The sequence below is a fragment of the Pseudomonas sp. P867 genome (genome assembly GCF_019891455.1).
Taxonomy (GTDB): Bacteria; Pseudomonadota; Gammaproteobacteria; order Pseudomonadales; family Pseudomonadaceae; genus Aquipseudomonas; species Aquipseudomonas synxantha_A.
The window spans coordinates 1-14,916 of sequence record NZ_JAFLXB010000015.1 but is presented as its reverse complement, the minus strand read 5'-3'; the positions used below and the strand labels follow the sequence as shown (position 1 = coordinate 14,916).

Here is a 14,916-nt window from a genome sequence, read left to right as displayed (position 1 = left end):
GTTTTAGACGCTCAACAGCAGGAATTCACGTTCCCAGGAACTGATCACCCGCTTGAAATTCTCATGCTCGGCGCGCTTGACCGCGACGTAGCCGCGCACGAATTTTTCGCCCAGGTATTGCTTGACTGTGTCGCAGTCTTCCATGCGTGCCAGGGCATCCTCGAGGGTGAACGGCAGGCGCAGGTTGCGGCGCTCATAGGCACGGCCTTCCACCGGCGCACTGGGCTCGATCTGCTCGATCATGCCCAGGTAGCCACACAACAAGCTGGCGGCGATCGCCAGGTAGGGATTGGCATCGGCACCCGGCAAGCGGTTTTCCACGCGCATCGCCTCGGGGCTGGAAGTCGGCACGCGCAGGCCGACGGTGCGGTTTTCTTCACCCCATTCGACGTTGACCGGCGCCGAGGTGTCCGGCAAAAAGCGCCTGAACGAGTTCACGTTGGGTGCAAACATCGGCAGCAGCTTGGGGATGTACTTCTGCAGGCCGCCGATGTGATGCAGGAATAACGGGCTCATGTTGCCGTCGGCATCGACGAACACCGGTTTTCCGGTGGCAATTTCCACCACGCTCTGGTGCAGGTGCATGGCGCTGCCGGGTTCGTCGGCCACCGGTTTGGCCATAAAGGTCGCGGCGACATTGTGCTTGAGCGCGGCCTCGCGCAGGGTGCGCTTGAACACAGTGATCTGATCGGCCAGGTTCAGGGCATCGCCGTGACGGAAGTTGATCTCCATCTGCGCCGGGCCGTCTTCGTGGATCAGCGTGTCGAGGTCCAGGCCCTGGGCTTCGCACCAGTCGTAGACGTCTTCGAACAACGGGTCGAATTCGTTGGCGGCATCGATGGAAAATGACTGGCGCCCGGTTTCGGCACGCCCCGAACGACCGATGGGGGTTTTCAACGGCAGGTCCGGGTCTTCGCAGCGCTGGGTCAGGTAGAACTCCATTTCCGGCGCGACAATCGGCTGCCAGCCCTGGTCGGTGTACAGCTGCAGGACTTTTTTCAGCACATTGCGCGGCGACAGTTCAATCGGGTTGCCCTGCTTGTCGAAGGTGTCGTGGATCACGATGGCGGTGGGTTCGATGGCCCAGGGCACCACGTAGGTGGCGTTGGCCACCGGGCGGCAGATCATGTCGATATCGGCCGGGTCCAGCAGGTCGTAGTAGATGTCGTCGTCGACAAAGTCCCCGGTTACCGTTTGCAGCAGCACACTTTCCGGCAGGCGCATGCCTCGCTCATGCAGGAACTTGTTGGTGGGTGCAATCTTGCCGCGCGCAATGCCAGTCAAGTCACTGATCACGCATTCGACTTCGGTAATCTTGTGTTCTTTCAGCCAGGTGGAGAGCTGATCGAAGGGGGCGTTCATAAGGACCTCGTCTTGGGTGGGATGCGGCGCCGGCTTGTACAGTCGACACATTGAGGTCTATCTTGGGCCGGCCTTGAAACGGCATCTATCCACTTTGCACGCAGTACAACGCACCAATAGAGTGCGCACGGATCCCCCATGACACAGGCAACCGCTTTGCGCGTACAGGCCTTCGCTACCGGCGATGTGACCGCCCAATGCAGTGCGACACCCGGTTGGGTTCAGCATTACCAGCAAATGTCCCCCGGGCATTTCGCCGGGCGCGTGCGCTACCTCGACCTGCAAGGCGTGCAGGTGTACGAAGAATGTATGAACACCCGCGTGGAACAGCACTTCAACGCGCCGCCAGGCTCGCTGTCGTTCTGCTTCGATGGCAGCGACAACGCGCTGTACCTGCTTAACGGCGAAAGCCGCAATACCTGGATCACCCCGCAGAACTACCGCGAAGTGGCGGTGGTGTTCGGCCCGCAGTTCGTGCAGCGCCATGGGCTGGACATGGCCAGACTGGAAGGGTTGTTCATGGCGCCACTGGCCTGTCAGCAAAACGCGCTGTTCACTCGCTGGCTCAGCGGTACCCTTACGCGCCTGTCGGCACTGACCGACCCCATCAGCCGTGATGCCCTGACCCAGCAGTTGCTCGACGATTGCCTGTTTATCCTCGACAACGCCTGCGTGTGCCTGGACGGCAGTTCCTTGCAAAAACGCAATGAAGAACGCCGGTTGATGGCGCGTATCGGTGAATGGGCGGCGGATGCTCCGGATGAAACTGCCAACCTGCTGGAACTGGCGCAGATTGCGGGTGTGCCGTTGCGCCAATTGCAACAAGGGTTCAAGACCTACACCGGGATGAGTCCGGCGCAGTGGTTGCGGTTGCGTCGGTTGAATGGGGCGCGGCGGGAGCTATTGAGTGGCGCGGATACCACCGTGGCCGAGGTGGCGATGAATTGGTCGTTCTGGCATCTGGGGCGGTTTTCCAATAGCTATCGAGCACTATTCAAGGAACTGCCCAGCGAAACCCTCAAGCGCTCACGTTGAAACGCATTCAAAAAGGTGGGAGGGGGCTTGCCCCCGATGAGGGAGTGTCAGCCAATACATCTGGGGCTGGCCCACCGCCATCGGGGGCAAGCCCCCTCCCACCTTTAACCAGACCGAGTACATATCCATTGTGCTGTAACGGCCACTATCGGTTCCGCCCACCGGCGGGTCACCTTGCAAAAGCGGCAAAGTAATCAAATGTTCTTGCCCCTCCACTCGGCACCTCGCCCAGGCTCGGTGTGCGCGAGTACCGAACGCTTGTAAAACCTGGCCGTTATGCCTAGCTTATGCGCCCCCCCGCCCTGCGTTTAAGGCCCTGCCCATGGTTCTGCGTTTTCGACCCGTCGTCACTTCACGTTTTGCCCTCGGCCTGCTGCTCAGTGGCGGCATCGGCAGCAGCCTGGCCGCCGAGATCCAATTGCCGGCGGTGAAGGTCCAGGGCCTGGATGAGTCCGGTTACCGCAATGAAACCGCTTCGGTGGGCGGTTTTGACGAAGCACCATTGCTCGACACTCCGGCCTCGATCACGGTGATCAACGCAGCCTTGATCAAGGACCAGCAGGCACGCTTGCTCAGTGAAGTGCTGCGCAACGATGCCTCGGTGGGCGACAGTTACGCGCCCATCGGCTATTACGAAAACTTCGTGGTGCGCGGCTTCTCGCTGAATGCGGCCAGCAGCTACAAGATCAACGGGCGCACCATCACCGGCGAGCAGAACGTCGCTCTGGAAAACAAGCAGCAGGTGGAAGTGCTCAAGGGCCTGGCCGGTTTGCAGAGCGGCATTTCCGAGCCCAGTGGCGTGATCAACTACGTGACCAAGCGGCCGGAGGACGTGCGCTCGGTGACGGTGTCTACCGATGATCGCGGCAGCGGTTATATCGCCACCGATGTCGGCGGCTGGTTTGGCAGCGAGCAGCAGTTCGGCCTGCGTGCCAACGTCGCCCATGAAGACCTCAATTCCTATGTGGAACACGCCAATGGCCAGCGCGATTTCCTGTCCCTGGCCTTTGACTGGAACATCAGCCCCGACGCCGTGCTGCAACTGGATGCCGAGTACCAGAACAAGCAACAACGTTCGGTACCGGGGTATCAACTGTTGGGGGGTACGGAAGTGCCCCATGACGCCTCGCCGAAAAAGCTGCTGGGGCATCAGACTGGCGGCAAGCAGGTGGGGATTGATTCGCTGAACCTCAACGGCAAGTTCGAGTACCGTTTCAGCGACCAGTGGAAAGGTAATATCAGTGCGGCGCGCAGCAAGGTGGTGATTGACGATTACAGCTCGTTTGCGTGGGGCGGCGATACCAACGGCCTAGGAAATTACTTCACGCCGGAGGGTGACTACGACATCTACGACTTCCGCAGCCCTGACGACACTCGTCGCGATGATGAAGTCCAGGCTGCGATGACTGGCTTGTTCGACGCCGCAGGCTTAAGCCATGAGTTAACCTTTGGTACCAGCGCGTTTCGTCGGGTGATCAACAAACGTGAATCTGTGAACGCTCCAATTGGCAGCGGCAATATCTATGAACCAACTCCAACCTTTAAACCTACTAGCCAGCCGCTGAACGACAGCCACCGCAACCTCGACAGCCGCCAGTACAGCCTGTTTGTCACCGACCGCATTCGATTCAACGAGCAATGGCAAACCATTCTGGGCGGGCGAGAAGTGCGCCTGGATGAAAAGGCTTTCGACGAGAACGGCACTGAGTCACGGCATACCCAGCAGTACGTGTTCCTTCCCCAAGCCTCGTTGATCTACAAGCCGGTGGAAAACCTTTCACTGTATACCAGCTACAGTAAGGGCCTGTCCTTGGGCGGCACCGCGCCGTGGTTTGCAGAACCTCGAAATGAAACCCTCGCCCCCACCGTCTCCCGTCAAATCGAAGCTGGGGTGAAATACGACTGGCGTCGCATCAGCTTCGCCGCCGCTGTATTCCAGACGCGTCAGGCCTACCAATACGCCAAGCCAGAAGGCGACAGCACATTCACTTACATACAACAGGGCCAGCAGAAGAACACCGGCCTGGAACTGTCCGCCAACGGCTGGGCCACCGACCGCCTACAAATCGCAACCAGCGTGGCAGCGATTCGAGCGCGGGTCAGCGGCAGCGGCACGCCGGACTATGAAGGCCACCAGGCGATCAACGTGCCCAAGCTGCGCGCCAGCCTGTACGCCGACTATGCCTTGCCGTGGGTCAATGGCCTGGCGGTACTGGGCGGCGTGCAATACAGCGCCAAGAAATACGCCAATCGCACCGGTAATGTACAGGTGGGTGATTACGCGGTGGTCAATGTCGGCAGCCGTTACACCACCAAGGTCGATGGGTACGAGACGGTGTTTCGCCTGAGCGTCGACAACCTGTTCGACAAGCGCTACTGGCGCGACGCAGGCGAATACATGGGCGATGACTACCTGTTCCAGGGCGCACCGCTGACGGCGCGCTTGAGTGCATCGGTCAACTTCTGAATACCCGCGGCGTTGCCAGCCACAACGCCGCCAAGCTGCATACCAACAGGCTCCAGCCAAGGTCCTGGGTCCATGCCACCAGGGTCAGCCCGCCACCAATCACCAGGTAATACAGCAAGCCAAACAAGGCGGCGGCAGTGCCGAGGCGATCGCGGTAGTCGACTAACGCGCCGCCGAGCACGTTGGGTATCGCCATGCCGAATGCCAGCACCACCAGCAACATCGGCCATACCAATAACCAGCTGTGTTGCAGGGCCAGTACCAGCAGGCTCCCCACCACCGCCACTGCAGCAGCGACAAACACCAATTGATCGCTGTCCATACCACGCTTGAGCAAGGCTTTGTTCAGCCACGCCCCCAGGCCGGACCCCAACGCCAGCAGCACGCCGCTGTAGCCGAACTCGGCAGTGGAGCGCCCCAGGTGCGCGAAGATAAACGGCCCCACGCTGTAATAGCTGAACAGCGCAATATTGAAGGCTGCCACCAATCCGACCGAGCGCCAGATTCCGGCATCCTTGAGCATCAATCCGAGTGTCTGGCCAAGGGCGGCCGTGGGCAACGATGCCGGGCGTGTTTCCGGCAGGGCCCACAGGCACCAGGCCCACAACCCCAGTGCGAGCAGCAGCAACGTGCCAAGCACGCCGCGATAGCCGAAGCACTCCACCAGGCTCGCACCGCTGAATAACCCGATGGCGGGGCTGGCCGCCAGCGCAATGCCCATCAGCGAAAACACCTGGGCCAGTCCAGCGCCGTGGAACCGGTCACGCAACACGGTCTGCGTGACCACCGACCCCACCGCCGCACCGAAAGCAGCACACGCCTGGGCCAGCAACAAACCGCTGAAGGTAGTCACATTCAAGGCCAGCGCCGAGGCGCCTGCATAAACCCCAAGCCCGATCAGCATCACGGGCCGCCGCCCCCAACGATCGCTCAAGCGCCCCCATACCACTACACCAAAAGCGAAGGCCAGGAAGTACACCGACAGTGTCTGCCCCGCCCGCTCAGGCTCGACCGCGAACACCCGGCCGATATCGCCCAGGGCCGGGCTGTACAGGGTCTGGGCCAATTGCGGGAACATCAGCAAGGCCATCGTCAGCATCAGCAAATTTCCAGACTTCATCACCAGGTCCATCCATAAAAACAATGGACGAATTCTAGGGCGCGCCAACTGGGGTATTATCCAGACTTCGACATTTTATCCATGAAATCGGACAAACCATGGCTTGGCTCGAAGCGACTGCGTCTTTCAATCCCGACGCGTTTGCCGCTCCCGTGATCGGCATCGCTGCGGTGCTGGGCAATCACGACTCCGGCATGCATCGCCACCAGCGCGGGCAGTTGCTGTTCACCCAGCAAGGTTGCACGCGCATCACGCTGGACACTCAACTGTGCCTGCTGCCGCCCACCCGCGCTGCCTGGATACCTTGCGGCCTGCCTCATCGCGCGGTGATGCAGCACGCGGTCGATTACCGGTCGGTGTACGTGAGCGCGGCCCTGGCCGGGCAGTTACCCGCGCAGGTGCGAGTGATCCAAGTGAGTACCTTGCTGCGGGCCGTACTGGAACCGATGGCTATGGCACCCTTCGAGACCGATTGGCACACCGGCCGCTATGCCCACTTGCTTGGGCTGTGCCTGGACGAAATCCGCCACGCGGTCGAGCAGCCCCTGCTCCTGCCGTTGCCGCAAGACAAGCGCCTGGCACCCTTGCTGGCCCAACTCGACCGCTTGCCACCGACATTGCAGGAACTGGAGCAGCACATTGGCGCCAGCACCAAGACCATTGGCCGGATTTTTCTCAGGGAGACCGGCCTGGGGTATCAGCAGTGGCGCCAACAGTGGCGACTGATGCGGGTGATCGAACTGCTCGCCACCGGGCGCAGCCTGGGCTACTGCGCCTTTGAACTGGGCTTTGCCAGCGACAGTGCGTTGATCGCCTTTTTCAAAGGCATGACCGGCAGCACCCCGCGTGGTTATTTCAAAGCCAACTGATGCCTTACTTGGGCATCTTGCGAAACCCCACCGCCAGGCGATTCCAGCTGTTGATGGTGGCGATGGCCACGCTCAGGTCGACTTGCTCCTGTGGGCTGAATTCGGCGGCCAGGGCGTTGAAGTCTTCATCCGGGGCGTGGGTGTGACTGAGCAGGGTCAGGCTTTCGGCCCAGGCCAGGGCGGCGCGTTCACGCGGGGTGAAAAATGGCGTTTCGCGCCAGGCCGACAGGGTGTACAGACGCCGCTCGGTCTCGCCGCCTTTGCGCGCATCGGCGGTGTGCATGTCGAGGCAGAACGCGCAGCCGTTGATTTGCGAAACGCGCAGGCGCACCAGTTCCAGCAGTGGCAATTCGATGGAGAGTTTGCCTACCGCCGCTTCCAGGGCGAGCATGGCTTTCATCGCGTCTGGGGAAGCGGTGTAGAAATCGGTACGGGTTTGCATGATGAGACTCCAGAACGTTGGGACAGGTGCGCAGAGTAATCAGCGCAGCGTTCTGGAGAAATAGCCAATCCGGGCGAAGAACAGGTGACCAATCTACAGGCCACGCTTCCTCAGCCACTGGATGAAGCCCTTCTTGACCGGCACCACGGGTACGTCTTCGGTCAGGGCCTGGGCGGCATGGCGACGGAAATCCAGCAGCGCTTTCATGGCTTCGCCGATATCATGCCGAGCGTCCAGGCACGGCTTGAGGTATTCATTTTCGATGCGGTACAGCGTGCAGTAGGTCTTGGCCGAAAAATCCGCCAGTGCCGCCTGGTCGGAAAGGATGCCGGACTCACCGATCACCTCCCCCGGCCCCATGCGCCCGGCCTCGAACTTGTGCCCGTCCTTGATCAACAGCACCGAGACCACGCCAGACTCGATGATGAACAGGTGATCGCTGACCTCTCCCGCCGCCAGGATCATCTCACCGGCGCGGTAGGTGTGCAGGGTCATGTTCTGGCTGAAGGTGTCTTTTTCTTCCTGACGCAAGGTGGAGAAGATCGATGAGCGCTCAAGCAGAGCGCGGGCGCCGGACACGGATGGCGGCGTGCTGCCTTCGGTGGAGGACAACAGCCCCACACCTGCCGCCTGCAAATGCCGATAGGCCAGGTCGTAAAGCTGGTTGCGTGTTTCACGCTTGAGGCCCATGGCCGGCACAAACCCACTGATTTCATATTCCACGCCGCCGCTGGTGGAGGCCTTGAACGCCACGCTTGGGGCGGGCTTGGCCAGCAGCGGCCGGCAGCCCTGCATGGCACGCTCCAGGGCCTCGATCACGGTTTGCGGGCGCGCATGGGGGCTGACTTGCAGGCTGACCGCCAGGCCGAACATGTCTGCCGGGCGCGAAAAGTTGATGATCTTGGCTTTGGCCGCCAGGGAATTGGGGATCACCGCCAGGCTGCCCTGGGACGTTTGCAGGCGCGTGGCGCGCCAGTCGATGTCGGTGACGCGGCCTTCAGTACCGTCGATTGAGATCCAGTCATCGATCTGGTAAGGCTTGGTGGTATTGAGGACGATCCCGGAAAACACATCGCTCAAGGTGCTTTGCAGCGCCAGGCCGACGATGATCGCCACGGCGCCGGAGGTGGCCAGTACGCCTTTGACCGGCAGGTCGAGCACATAGGCCATGGCGGCGATGATCGCGATCAGGAAAATCACCGCGCCCAGCAGGTCCTGCAATAAACGCCCGGTATGGCCGACCCGCTGCATCATCACCGCGCCGAGCAACACCGTAAGGGTGCGCGCCGCGAACAGCCACCAGCCGATCTGCAACGCCGTGGCGGCGAGGTGCAAGGTGGTGTCGTCGGCATAGGGCGCCGCTTGCATGGGGTTCATGCCGTCGTTGAACAACACGGCACTGAATACCGCAAAGATCACCAGCCGCGCCGCCAGTTTCCAGTTGGCCAGGCTGGGGGAAATAAGGCGCCACACGGCAATGTCGATAAGGATCAACGCCACGGCGCACAACATCGGGTGATCAGCGATAAATGAGGGCATCCAGGCGACTCCAGGGCGAATGCCGAGAAGATCGCATGAAATAAGAACCCTGGGAACAAAATGTAGGAGCGAGCTTGCTCGCGAAAAACCACAACGATAACGCGTTCTGTCTGATTGAACGCAGTATGTTGAAGTTCTTCGCGAGCAAGCTCGCTCCTACAGGTTTTTTGCGGTGAACCGTCAGGTGTGCATCTGCCCGAACTTGCCCGACTGGAAGTCGGCGAACGCCTGGTGAATCTCCTGCTCGGTGTTCATCACGAACGGACCGTGGCCGACGATGGGCTCGTCGATGGGTTCACCGCTGAGCAGCAGCACCTTGGCGTCGTCATTGGACTCCAGGGTGATCTGATCACCGTCACGCTCGAACAACGCCAGTTGCCCTTGGCGCGCGACTTCTTTGCCGTTGACCAGCACAGTGCCGCTGAGGATCACCAAGGCCGTGTTGCGCCCGGCGTGCAGGTCCAGCGTGACCGCCTTACCGGCGTTGAGGCGCAAGTCCCACACGTCAATCGGCGTAAAGGTGCGGGCCGGGCCCTGAGTACCGGCGAACTCACCGGCGATCAGGCGCAATTGCCCCGCGTCGTTAGCCAATGGCAGCACCGGGATATCGCCATCCACGATGGTCTGGTAACCGGCATCCGCCATTTTGTCCTTGGCCGGCAGGTTGACCCACAGTTGCACCATTTCCAGCGCCCCGCCGCTACGAGCGAAAGCTTGGGAGTGAAATTCCTCGTGGAGAATGCCCTTGGCTGCAGTCATCCATTGCACATCGCCCGGGCCGATTTTGCCGCCGGCACCGGTGGAATCGCGGTGCTCGACTTCGCCGTCGTAGACGATGGTCACGGTTTCAAAACCGCGATGCGGGTGTTGGCCGACGCCGCGACGCTGTTCAGTCGGGGTGAATTCAGCCGGGCCTGCGTGATCCAGCAACAGGAATGGGCTGATGTGCTTGCCCATGGTGTCGTAGGAAAACAGCGTGCGTACCGGGAAACCATCGCCGACCCAGTGGGCGCGGGGGCTGGTGTAGATACCAATTAGCTTTTTCATGATGTACCTCCAAAGTGAGTACAGCTTAATTCGCCTCACCTCTGAGCACTAGAGGGCAAAACTGGCCCTGATCGTTCTACATATAGAACAATTCTTTAGCCTGTAGGCGGGCTTGCCTGCGATGGTGGCTTGCCAGCCGACACCTACCTACCTGACACCCCGCGATCCAACTGTGGGAGGGGCGGTGCGACGATTCGACTTGCTCGCGAAGGCGGCCTGACAGGCGACGCAGTTATACCGGGTGCATATCCATTCCTGCGGTAACGGCCACTTAGGGTTCCGCCCTTACGGCGGCTCCTGGGCTCGGTGTGCCCGTAATCCGCCATGGATTTGGGGGGCCGCCGCCACGCGCCATCCATGGCGCGGGGCGGCTAAACCGGCATCCCTGCCGGTTTACCCCCCAAATCCCTGTCGAATTCCGGCCAGCGTGGTTTAACGGGGCGCCTGAGATCAAGAGCAGATCAAGATCAAGAGCGGCTCGCTTCGCATCGTGGTTACGGGGCGTGCGGCAGCTACAAAGTTGTGTAGATACCTATGCTGCGATAGTGGTGGTTCGGTTGACTCATCAGTGACTGGCACTGCGCTTTCGCGAACAAGCCCACAGGAGATCTGCACATAGCAGACTGGGATTATCGGGGGGCTGGATTAATTTATATTTCAACCATAATATAAGCAAAAAATTACGACCGTAATTTTTTGCACAATGGTTTCCGGAGTTCGCCATGCCCCCTCTCCCCCTGCGTTTTCTCATGCCCCTGGCCCTGTTGATGTTCCTCAATGGCTGCAACAGCAAGGCCGATACCGCCCAGGTGCCAGTGCCGCGCCCGGTACTCGCCGCCAAAGTCGAAGCAGCCGGCACCCAGCAAAGCGCCTATACCGGTGTAGTGGCCGCGCGCACGGAAAGCGACCTGGGCTTTCGGGTCAGCGGCAAGGTGATCGAACGCAAGGTCGACCCCGGCCAGCACGTCTCCCGTGGTGACACCCTGTTGGTGCTGGACATTGGCGACTTCGAACTGGCGCTGCGCTCGGCAAAAAACCGCGTCAACGCCGCCCAGGCCCAACTGCGCCAGCGCCGCGATGACGAAAACCGTTACCAGCGCCTGGCCAGTACCGGCGCGGTGTCGCGGCAGATCTTCGATCAGTCGGCCACTAACCTGCGCGTCGCCCAGGCCGAACTGGCCGCGGCGCAATCGGATGCCAGCCAGATCGAAAACCGTCGCACTTATTCAGTACTCAAGGCCGATGGCGACGGCATCATCACCGACGTGCTGGCCGATCGCGGCCAGGTGGTAGCCGAAGGGCAAATCGTGGCGCGCCTGGCCCATGACGGCGCCCGCGAAGCCATCGTCAATCTGCCGGAGAACCAGCGTGACCTGGCTACGCAAAAAGCCCTGGCGCTTCCTTTTGGCGCAGCGGACCAGGCCGTGACCGCCACCCTGCGCGAACTGTCCGCCAGTGCCGACCCCGTGACCCGCACCTACCGCGCACGTTATGTGCTGCAGGGTGCGGTCGAACGTTTCGCCCTCGGTTCCACCATCACCGTGCGCTTGCAAGGCAACGGCCAGCCCCTGCAAACCCGCGTACCCATTGGCGCCTTGCAGGATGCAGGGCAAGGCACGGGCGTATGGGTGATTGGCGACGATTTCAAACTCAGCTTCGCCCCGGTGAAGGTCGCCAGCCTCGGCCAGGAGGACGCCTTGCTCGACAGCGGCGTAACACCCGGCCAAACCATCGTCGCCCTCGGCGCTCACCTGTTGCACAGCGGCGATACGGTGCGCTTGCTGCCCTCCCAAGCGCTGGCCCTCAACCGTAAGCAGGATCAATGAGTATGCGCGGGATCAACCTCTCCGAACTGGCCGTCAAACACCGCGCTGTCACCCTGTTTTTGCTGATTGCGATCCTCGTCGCCGGGGTCTTCGCGTTCGGCAAGCTGGGCCGCGCCGAAGACCCTTCGTTCACCGTCAAGGTCATGACCATCACCGCCGCCTGGCCCGGCGCCACCGCCCAGGAGATGCAGGAGCAAGTGGCCGACCGCCTGGAAAAACGCCTGCAGGAACTGGACTACTACGACCGCGTCGAGACCATCGCCCAGCCGGGTTTCGTGTCGATGCGCATGACCTTCCTCGAATCCACACGCCCGAGCGAGATCCAGGCGCTGTTCTACCAGACACGCAAAAAGCTCAGCGACGAAGCCGCGCAACTGCCCAAGGGCGTGATCGGGCCGTTTTTCAACGATGAATATTCCGATGTGTATTTCGCCTTGTATGCCCTGGAGGCAGAACACCTGCCCCACCGCCAGCAAGTACAAATGGCCGAGGAACTGCGCCAGGGCTTGCTCAACCTGCCGGGGGTAAAGAAGGTCAATATCCTTGGTGAACAGGCCCAGCGCGTGTTTGTGGAGTTTTCCTATGAGCGCCTGGCAACTCTGGGCATCAAGCCCGAGCAAATCTTCGCCGCCCTCGCCGCGCAAAACGCCGTGGCGCCCGCAGGCTTCGTCGAAACCGCCGGCGCCCGCACCTACATACGCATCGACGGCGCCTTCGACAGCCTCGCGCTGATCGAAAACGTACCGCTGCAAGTCAATGGCCGCGTGCTGCGCATCGCTGATGTCGCCACCGTGAGCCGCGGATATGAAGACCCGCCCAGCTACCGCATCCGTCACCAGGGCGACCCCGCGCTGATGCTGGGTGTGATCATGGAAAAACACTGGAACGGCCTGGAACTGGACAAGAGCCTGCTGGCCCAGGAAGCCAGGATCCAGGCCGACCTGCCCTTGGGCGTGAACTTCGCCAAAGTCTCCGACCAGGCGAAAAACATCAGCCTGGCGGTCAACGAGTTCATGCTCAAATTCTTCGTTGCCCTGGCCGTGGTGATGCTGATCAGCCTGCTGGCCCTGGGCTTTCGCGTGGGGCTGGTAGTGGCGGCAGCCGTGCCGCTGACGCTCTCGATCGTGTTCGTGATCATGCTGGTCACCGGCCGTGAATTCGACCGTGTGACCCTCGGCGCACTGATCATTTCCCTGGGTTTGTTGGTGGACGACGCGATCATTGCCATCGAGATGATGGTGGTCAAACTCGAAGAAGGCTTTGATCGGATCCACGCGGCCACCTACGCCTGGAGTTCCACGGCGGCGCCGATGCTGACCGGGACCCTGGTCACCATCATCGGTTTTCTCCCGGTAGGGTTTGCGCGCTCCGGGGCGGGCGAATACGCCGGGAATATTTTCTGGATCGTAGGTTTCGCGCTGATTTCGTCCTGGCTGGTGGCCGTGGTGTTTACGCCTTACCTGGGCGTGAAGTTGTTGCCGCACATCAAGCCAGTCCCCGGCGGGCATGATGCGATTTATGCCGGGCGCTACTACCAGAAACTGCGCAGCCTGGTGGAGGCCTGCGTGCGCGGGCGCTGGCTGGTAACCGGGCTGGTGGTGGCCGCGTTCGTGCTGTGCGGCCTGGGTATGGCGGTGGTGAAGAAACAGTTCTTCCCCGACTCCGACCGCTCGGAGCTGATTCTTGAAGTGTATATGCCACCCGGCAGCGCATTTAAAAGCACCGAAGCGGTGGCAGCGCAGGTGGAGAAAGCCCTGTTGCAAGAGCCGCAGACCAGCATGGTGGACACGTATGTGGGCGGCGGTGCACCGCGGTTTTTCCTGTCGTTGAACCCTGAAATGCCCGACCCGGCGTTCGCCAAGCTGATCGTGCAAACCCCCGACTCCCACGCCCGCGATGCGCTGAAACTGCGTATGCGCGAGCGCATTGCGGCAGGCGAATTTCCATCGGCGCGGGTGCGGGTCACACAGCTCGTCTTCGGCCCGCCGGTGCCGTTCCCGGTGGTGTTTCGCGTCTCCGGGCCAGACCTCAATGTGCTGCGCGAGCTGTCTGAAGACGTGCGCCAGGTCGTGGCCGGCAACAAGCTGACCAGAGACACCTTCCTCGAATGGGGCGAGCGTGCCAGCGCTTATCGCCTGGTGCTGGACCAAGACCGCCTGCGCTTGCTGGGTTTTACCCCCGACGAGGTCAAGTCCCAGTTGAACGCCCTGCTCAGCGGCAACCCGATCACCGAAGTCCGCGAAGGCAACCGCACCGTCTCAGTGGTGGCCCGCGCCCAGGGCAGCCAACGCGAAGACCTTGCCAACCTCAATAACATGACGCTGACCAACAGCGCCGGTACGTCGGTGCCGCTGGCCCAGGTCGGACATTTCAAGGCGGTGATGGAAGAACCGATCCTCAAGCGCCGTGACCGCGCCACCACCGTGGAAGTGCGCGCCGACATCATCGACGGCGTGCAACCGCCCGATGTGGAAATGGCCGTGTACAAAGACCTGCAACCGCTGATCGCCAAGCTGCCCAGTGGTTACAAAATCGACATCGGCGGCCCGGTAGAGGAAAGCGCCAAGGCCAACGTGGCCCTGGCGGCGCTGTTCCCGATCATGATCCTGCTGACCCTCACGGTGATCATGTTCCAGGTGCGCTCGTTCGGCGTGATGTTCATGGTGTTCGCTACCGCGCCTCTGGGCCTGATCGGTGCAGTGCCGACCTTGTTGCTGTTCAACCAGCCATTCGGCTTCAACGCGATTCTCGGGCTGATCGGCATCGGCGGCATCCTGATGCGCAACACACTGATCTTTACCGACCAGATCCGCCAGAACCAGGATCACGGCATGGCGATTCGCGAGGCCATCATCGAAGCCACAGTGCGCCGTGCGCGCCCGGTAATCCTCACCGCACTGGCAGCGGCGCTGGCGTTTATTCCGCTGACGCTGTCGGTGTTCTGGTCGTCGCTGGCCTATGTGCTGATTGGCGGCGTGCTGGTGGGCACGGTGTTGACGCTGTTGTTCCTGCCTGCGCTGTGCAGCCTGGTGCTGCGCGACAAGGTTGCTGAAACTTCCCACGCAAGCGCCGGATAAGCTCTACTCCCCTGCCCTGAAAACCTCTGCAAAGTCCCTCGCCTGATTGAACAGTGCGAGGGATTGCAGATGGTTGTTTTCGTTAGAGCCCTGGTTGACAGGGCTGGCTCTTGATTCCGGTGATCGCTGGCT

The 14,916-nt window shown here is 61.3% G+C and carries 10 protein-coding genes; 5 read left to right on the top strand and 5 right to left on the bottom strand.

Annotated features, from left to right (window positions below; all coding sequences use genetic code 11):
• Positions 1-3: 3 nt before the first annotated feature.
• Positions 4-1,362, bottom strand: a complete 1,359-nt coding sequence (locus tag J1G33_RS23110) for a glutamine synthetase family protein (RefSeq protein ID WP_032880758.1) — start codon at positions 1,360-1,362, stop codon at positions 4-6.
• 138 nt (positions 1,363-1,500) lie between these two features.
• Here J1G33_RS23110 and J1G33_RS23105 point away from each other — a divergent pair, with 138 nt between their 5' ends.
• Both J1G33_RS23105 and J1G33_RS23100 read left to right on the top strand, forming a co-directional pair.
• Positions 1,501-2,397 carry a helix-turn-helix domain-containing protein gene (locus tag J1G33_RS23105; protein ID WP_078821166.1) on the top strand — a complete coding sequence of 299 codons (897 nt, stop codon included), beginning with the start codon at positions 1,501-1,503 and terminating at the stop codon, positions 2,395-2,397.
• A 322-nt stretch (positions 2,398-2,719) separates the two neighbouring features.
• Positions 2,720-4,864 (top strand): TonB-dependent siderophore receptor, encoded by a 2,145-nt coding sequence (locus J1G33_RS23100; protein ID WP_223018827.1) that lies wholly within the window; start codon positions 2,720-2,722, stop codon positions 4,862-4,864.
• Here J1G33_RS23100 and J1G33_RS23095 read toward each other — a convergent pair.
• Positions 4,854-5,984 carry an MFS transporter gene (locus J1G33_RS23095; RefSeq protein ID WP_032881322.1) on the bottom strand — a complete coding sequence of 377 codons (1,131 nt, stop codon included), beginning with the start codon at positions 5,982-5,984 and terminating at the stop codon, positions 4,854-4,856. The genes J1G33_RS23100 and J1G33_RS23095 overlap by 11 nt on opposite strands.
• Before the next feature lie 98 nt (positions 5,985-6,082).
• Between J1G33_RS23095 and J1G33_RS23090 the strand changes: the two genes are divergently transcribed.
• A complete protein-coding gene (locus J1G33_RS23090) occupies positions 6,083-6,853 on the top strand; it encodes a helix-turn-helix transcriptional regulator (RefSeq protein WP_032880755.1) in 771 nt (256 codons plus the stop codon).
• A gap of 4 nt (positions 6,854-6,857) precedes the next feature.
• On the opposite strand, the gene J1G33_RS23085 is transcribed toward J1G33_RS23090, so the two are convergent.
• From J1G33_RS23085 to J1G33_RS23075, 3 genes are all read right to left on the bottom strand, one after another.
• A complete protein-coding gene (locus J1G33_RS23085; RefSeq protein WP_005788953.1) occupies positions 6,858-7,295 on the bottom strand; it encodes a carboxymuconolactone decarboxylase family protein in 438 nt (145 codons plus the stop codon).
• 93 nt (positions 7,296-7,388) lie between these two features.
• A complete protein-coding gene (locus J1G33_RS23080; RefSeq protein ID WP_032880754.1) occupies positions 7,389-8,834 on the bottom strand; it encodes a mechanosensitive ion channel family protein in 1,446 nt (481 codons plus the stop codon).
• 180 nt (positions 8,835-9,014) lie between these two features.
• A complete protein-coding gene (locus J1G33_RS23075; protein ID WP_148853888.1) occupies positions 9,015-9,881 on the bottom strand; it encodes a pirin family protein in 867 nt (288 codons plus the stop codon).
• A 722-nt stretch (positions 9,882-10,603) separates the two neighbouring features.
• On the opposite strand from J1G33_RS23075, the gene J1G33_RS23070 reads away from it, so the two are divergent.
• Positions 10,604-11,707 carry an efflux RND transporter periplasmic adaptor subunit gene (locus tag J1G33_RS23070; RefSeq protein ID WP_032880752.1) on the top strand — a complete coding sequence of 368 codons (1,104 nt, stop codon included), beginning with the start codon at positions 10,604-10,606 and terminating at the stop codon, positions 11,705-11,707.
• Positions 11,708-11,709: 2 nt separating this feature from the next.
• Positions 11,710-14,784 carry an efflux RND transporter permease subunit gene (locus tag J1G33_RS23065; protein ID WP_223018826.1) on the top strand — a complete coding sequence of 1,025 codons (3,075 nt, stop codon included), beginning with the start codon at positions 11,710-11,712 and terminating at the stop codon, positions 14,782-14,784.
• The last annotated feature ends 132 nt before the right edge of the window (positions 14,785-14,916 follow it).

What these genes read in the sequence shown, in the direction of transcription:
- J1G33_RS23110 (WP_032880758.1), bottom strand. Translation starts at nt 1,362, where the DNA reads ATGAACGCCCCCTTCGATCAGCTCTCCACCTGGCTGAAAGAACACAAG.
- J1G33_RS23105 (WP_078821166.1), top strand. Translation starts at nt 1,501, where the DNA reads ATGACACAGGCAACCGCTTTGCGCGTACAGGCCTTCGCTACCGGCGAT.
- J1G33_RS23100 (WP_223018827.1), top strand. Translation starts at nt 2,720, where the DNA reads ATGGTTCTGCGTTTTCGACCCGTCGTCACTTCACGTTTTGCCCTCGGC.
- J1G33_RS23095 (WP_032881322.1), bottom strand. Translation starts at nt 5,984, where the DNA reads ATGAAGTCTGGAAATTTGCTGATGCTGACGATGGCCTTGCTGATGTTC.
- J1G33_RS23090 (WP_032880755.1), top strand. Translation starts at nt 6,083, where the DNA reads ATGGCTTGGCTCGAAGCGACTGCGTCTTTCAATCCCGACGCGTTTGCC.
- J1G33_RS23085 (WP_005788953.1), bottom strand. Translation starts at nt 7,295, where the DNA reads ATGCAAACCCGTACCGATTTCTACACCGCTTCCCCAGACGCGATGAAA.
- J1G33_RS23080 (WP_032880754.1), bottom strand. Translation starts at nt 8,834, where the DNA reads ATGCCCTCATTTATCGCTGATCACCCGATGTTGTGCGCCGTGGCGTTG.
- J1G33_RS23075 (WP_148853888.1), bottom strand. Translation starts at nt 9,881, where the DNA reads ATGAAAAAGCTAATTGGTATCTACACCAGCCCCCGCGCCCACTGGGTC.
- J1G33_RS23070 (WP_032880752.1), top strand. Translation starts at nt 10,604, where the DNA reads ATGCCCCCTCTCCCCCTGCGTTTTCTCATGCCCCTGGCCCTGTTGATG.
- J1G33_RS23065 (WP_223018826.1), top strand. Translation starts at nt 11,710, where the DNA reads ATGCGCGGGATCAACCTCTCCGAACTGGCCGTCAAACACCGCGCTGTC.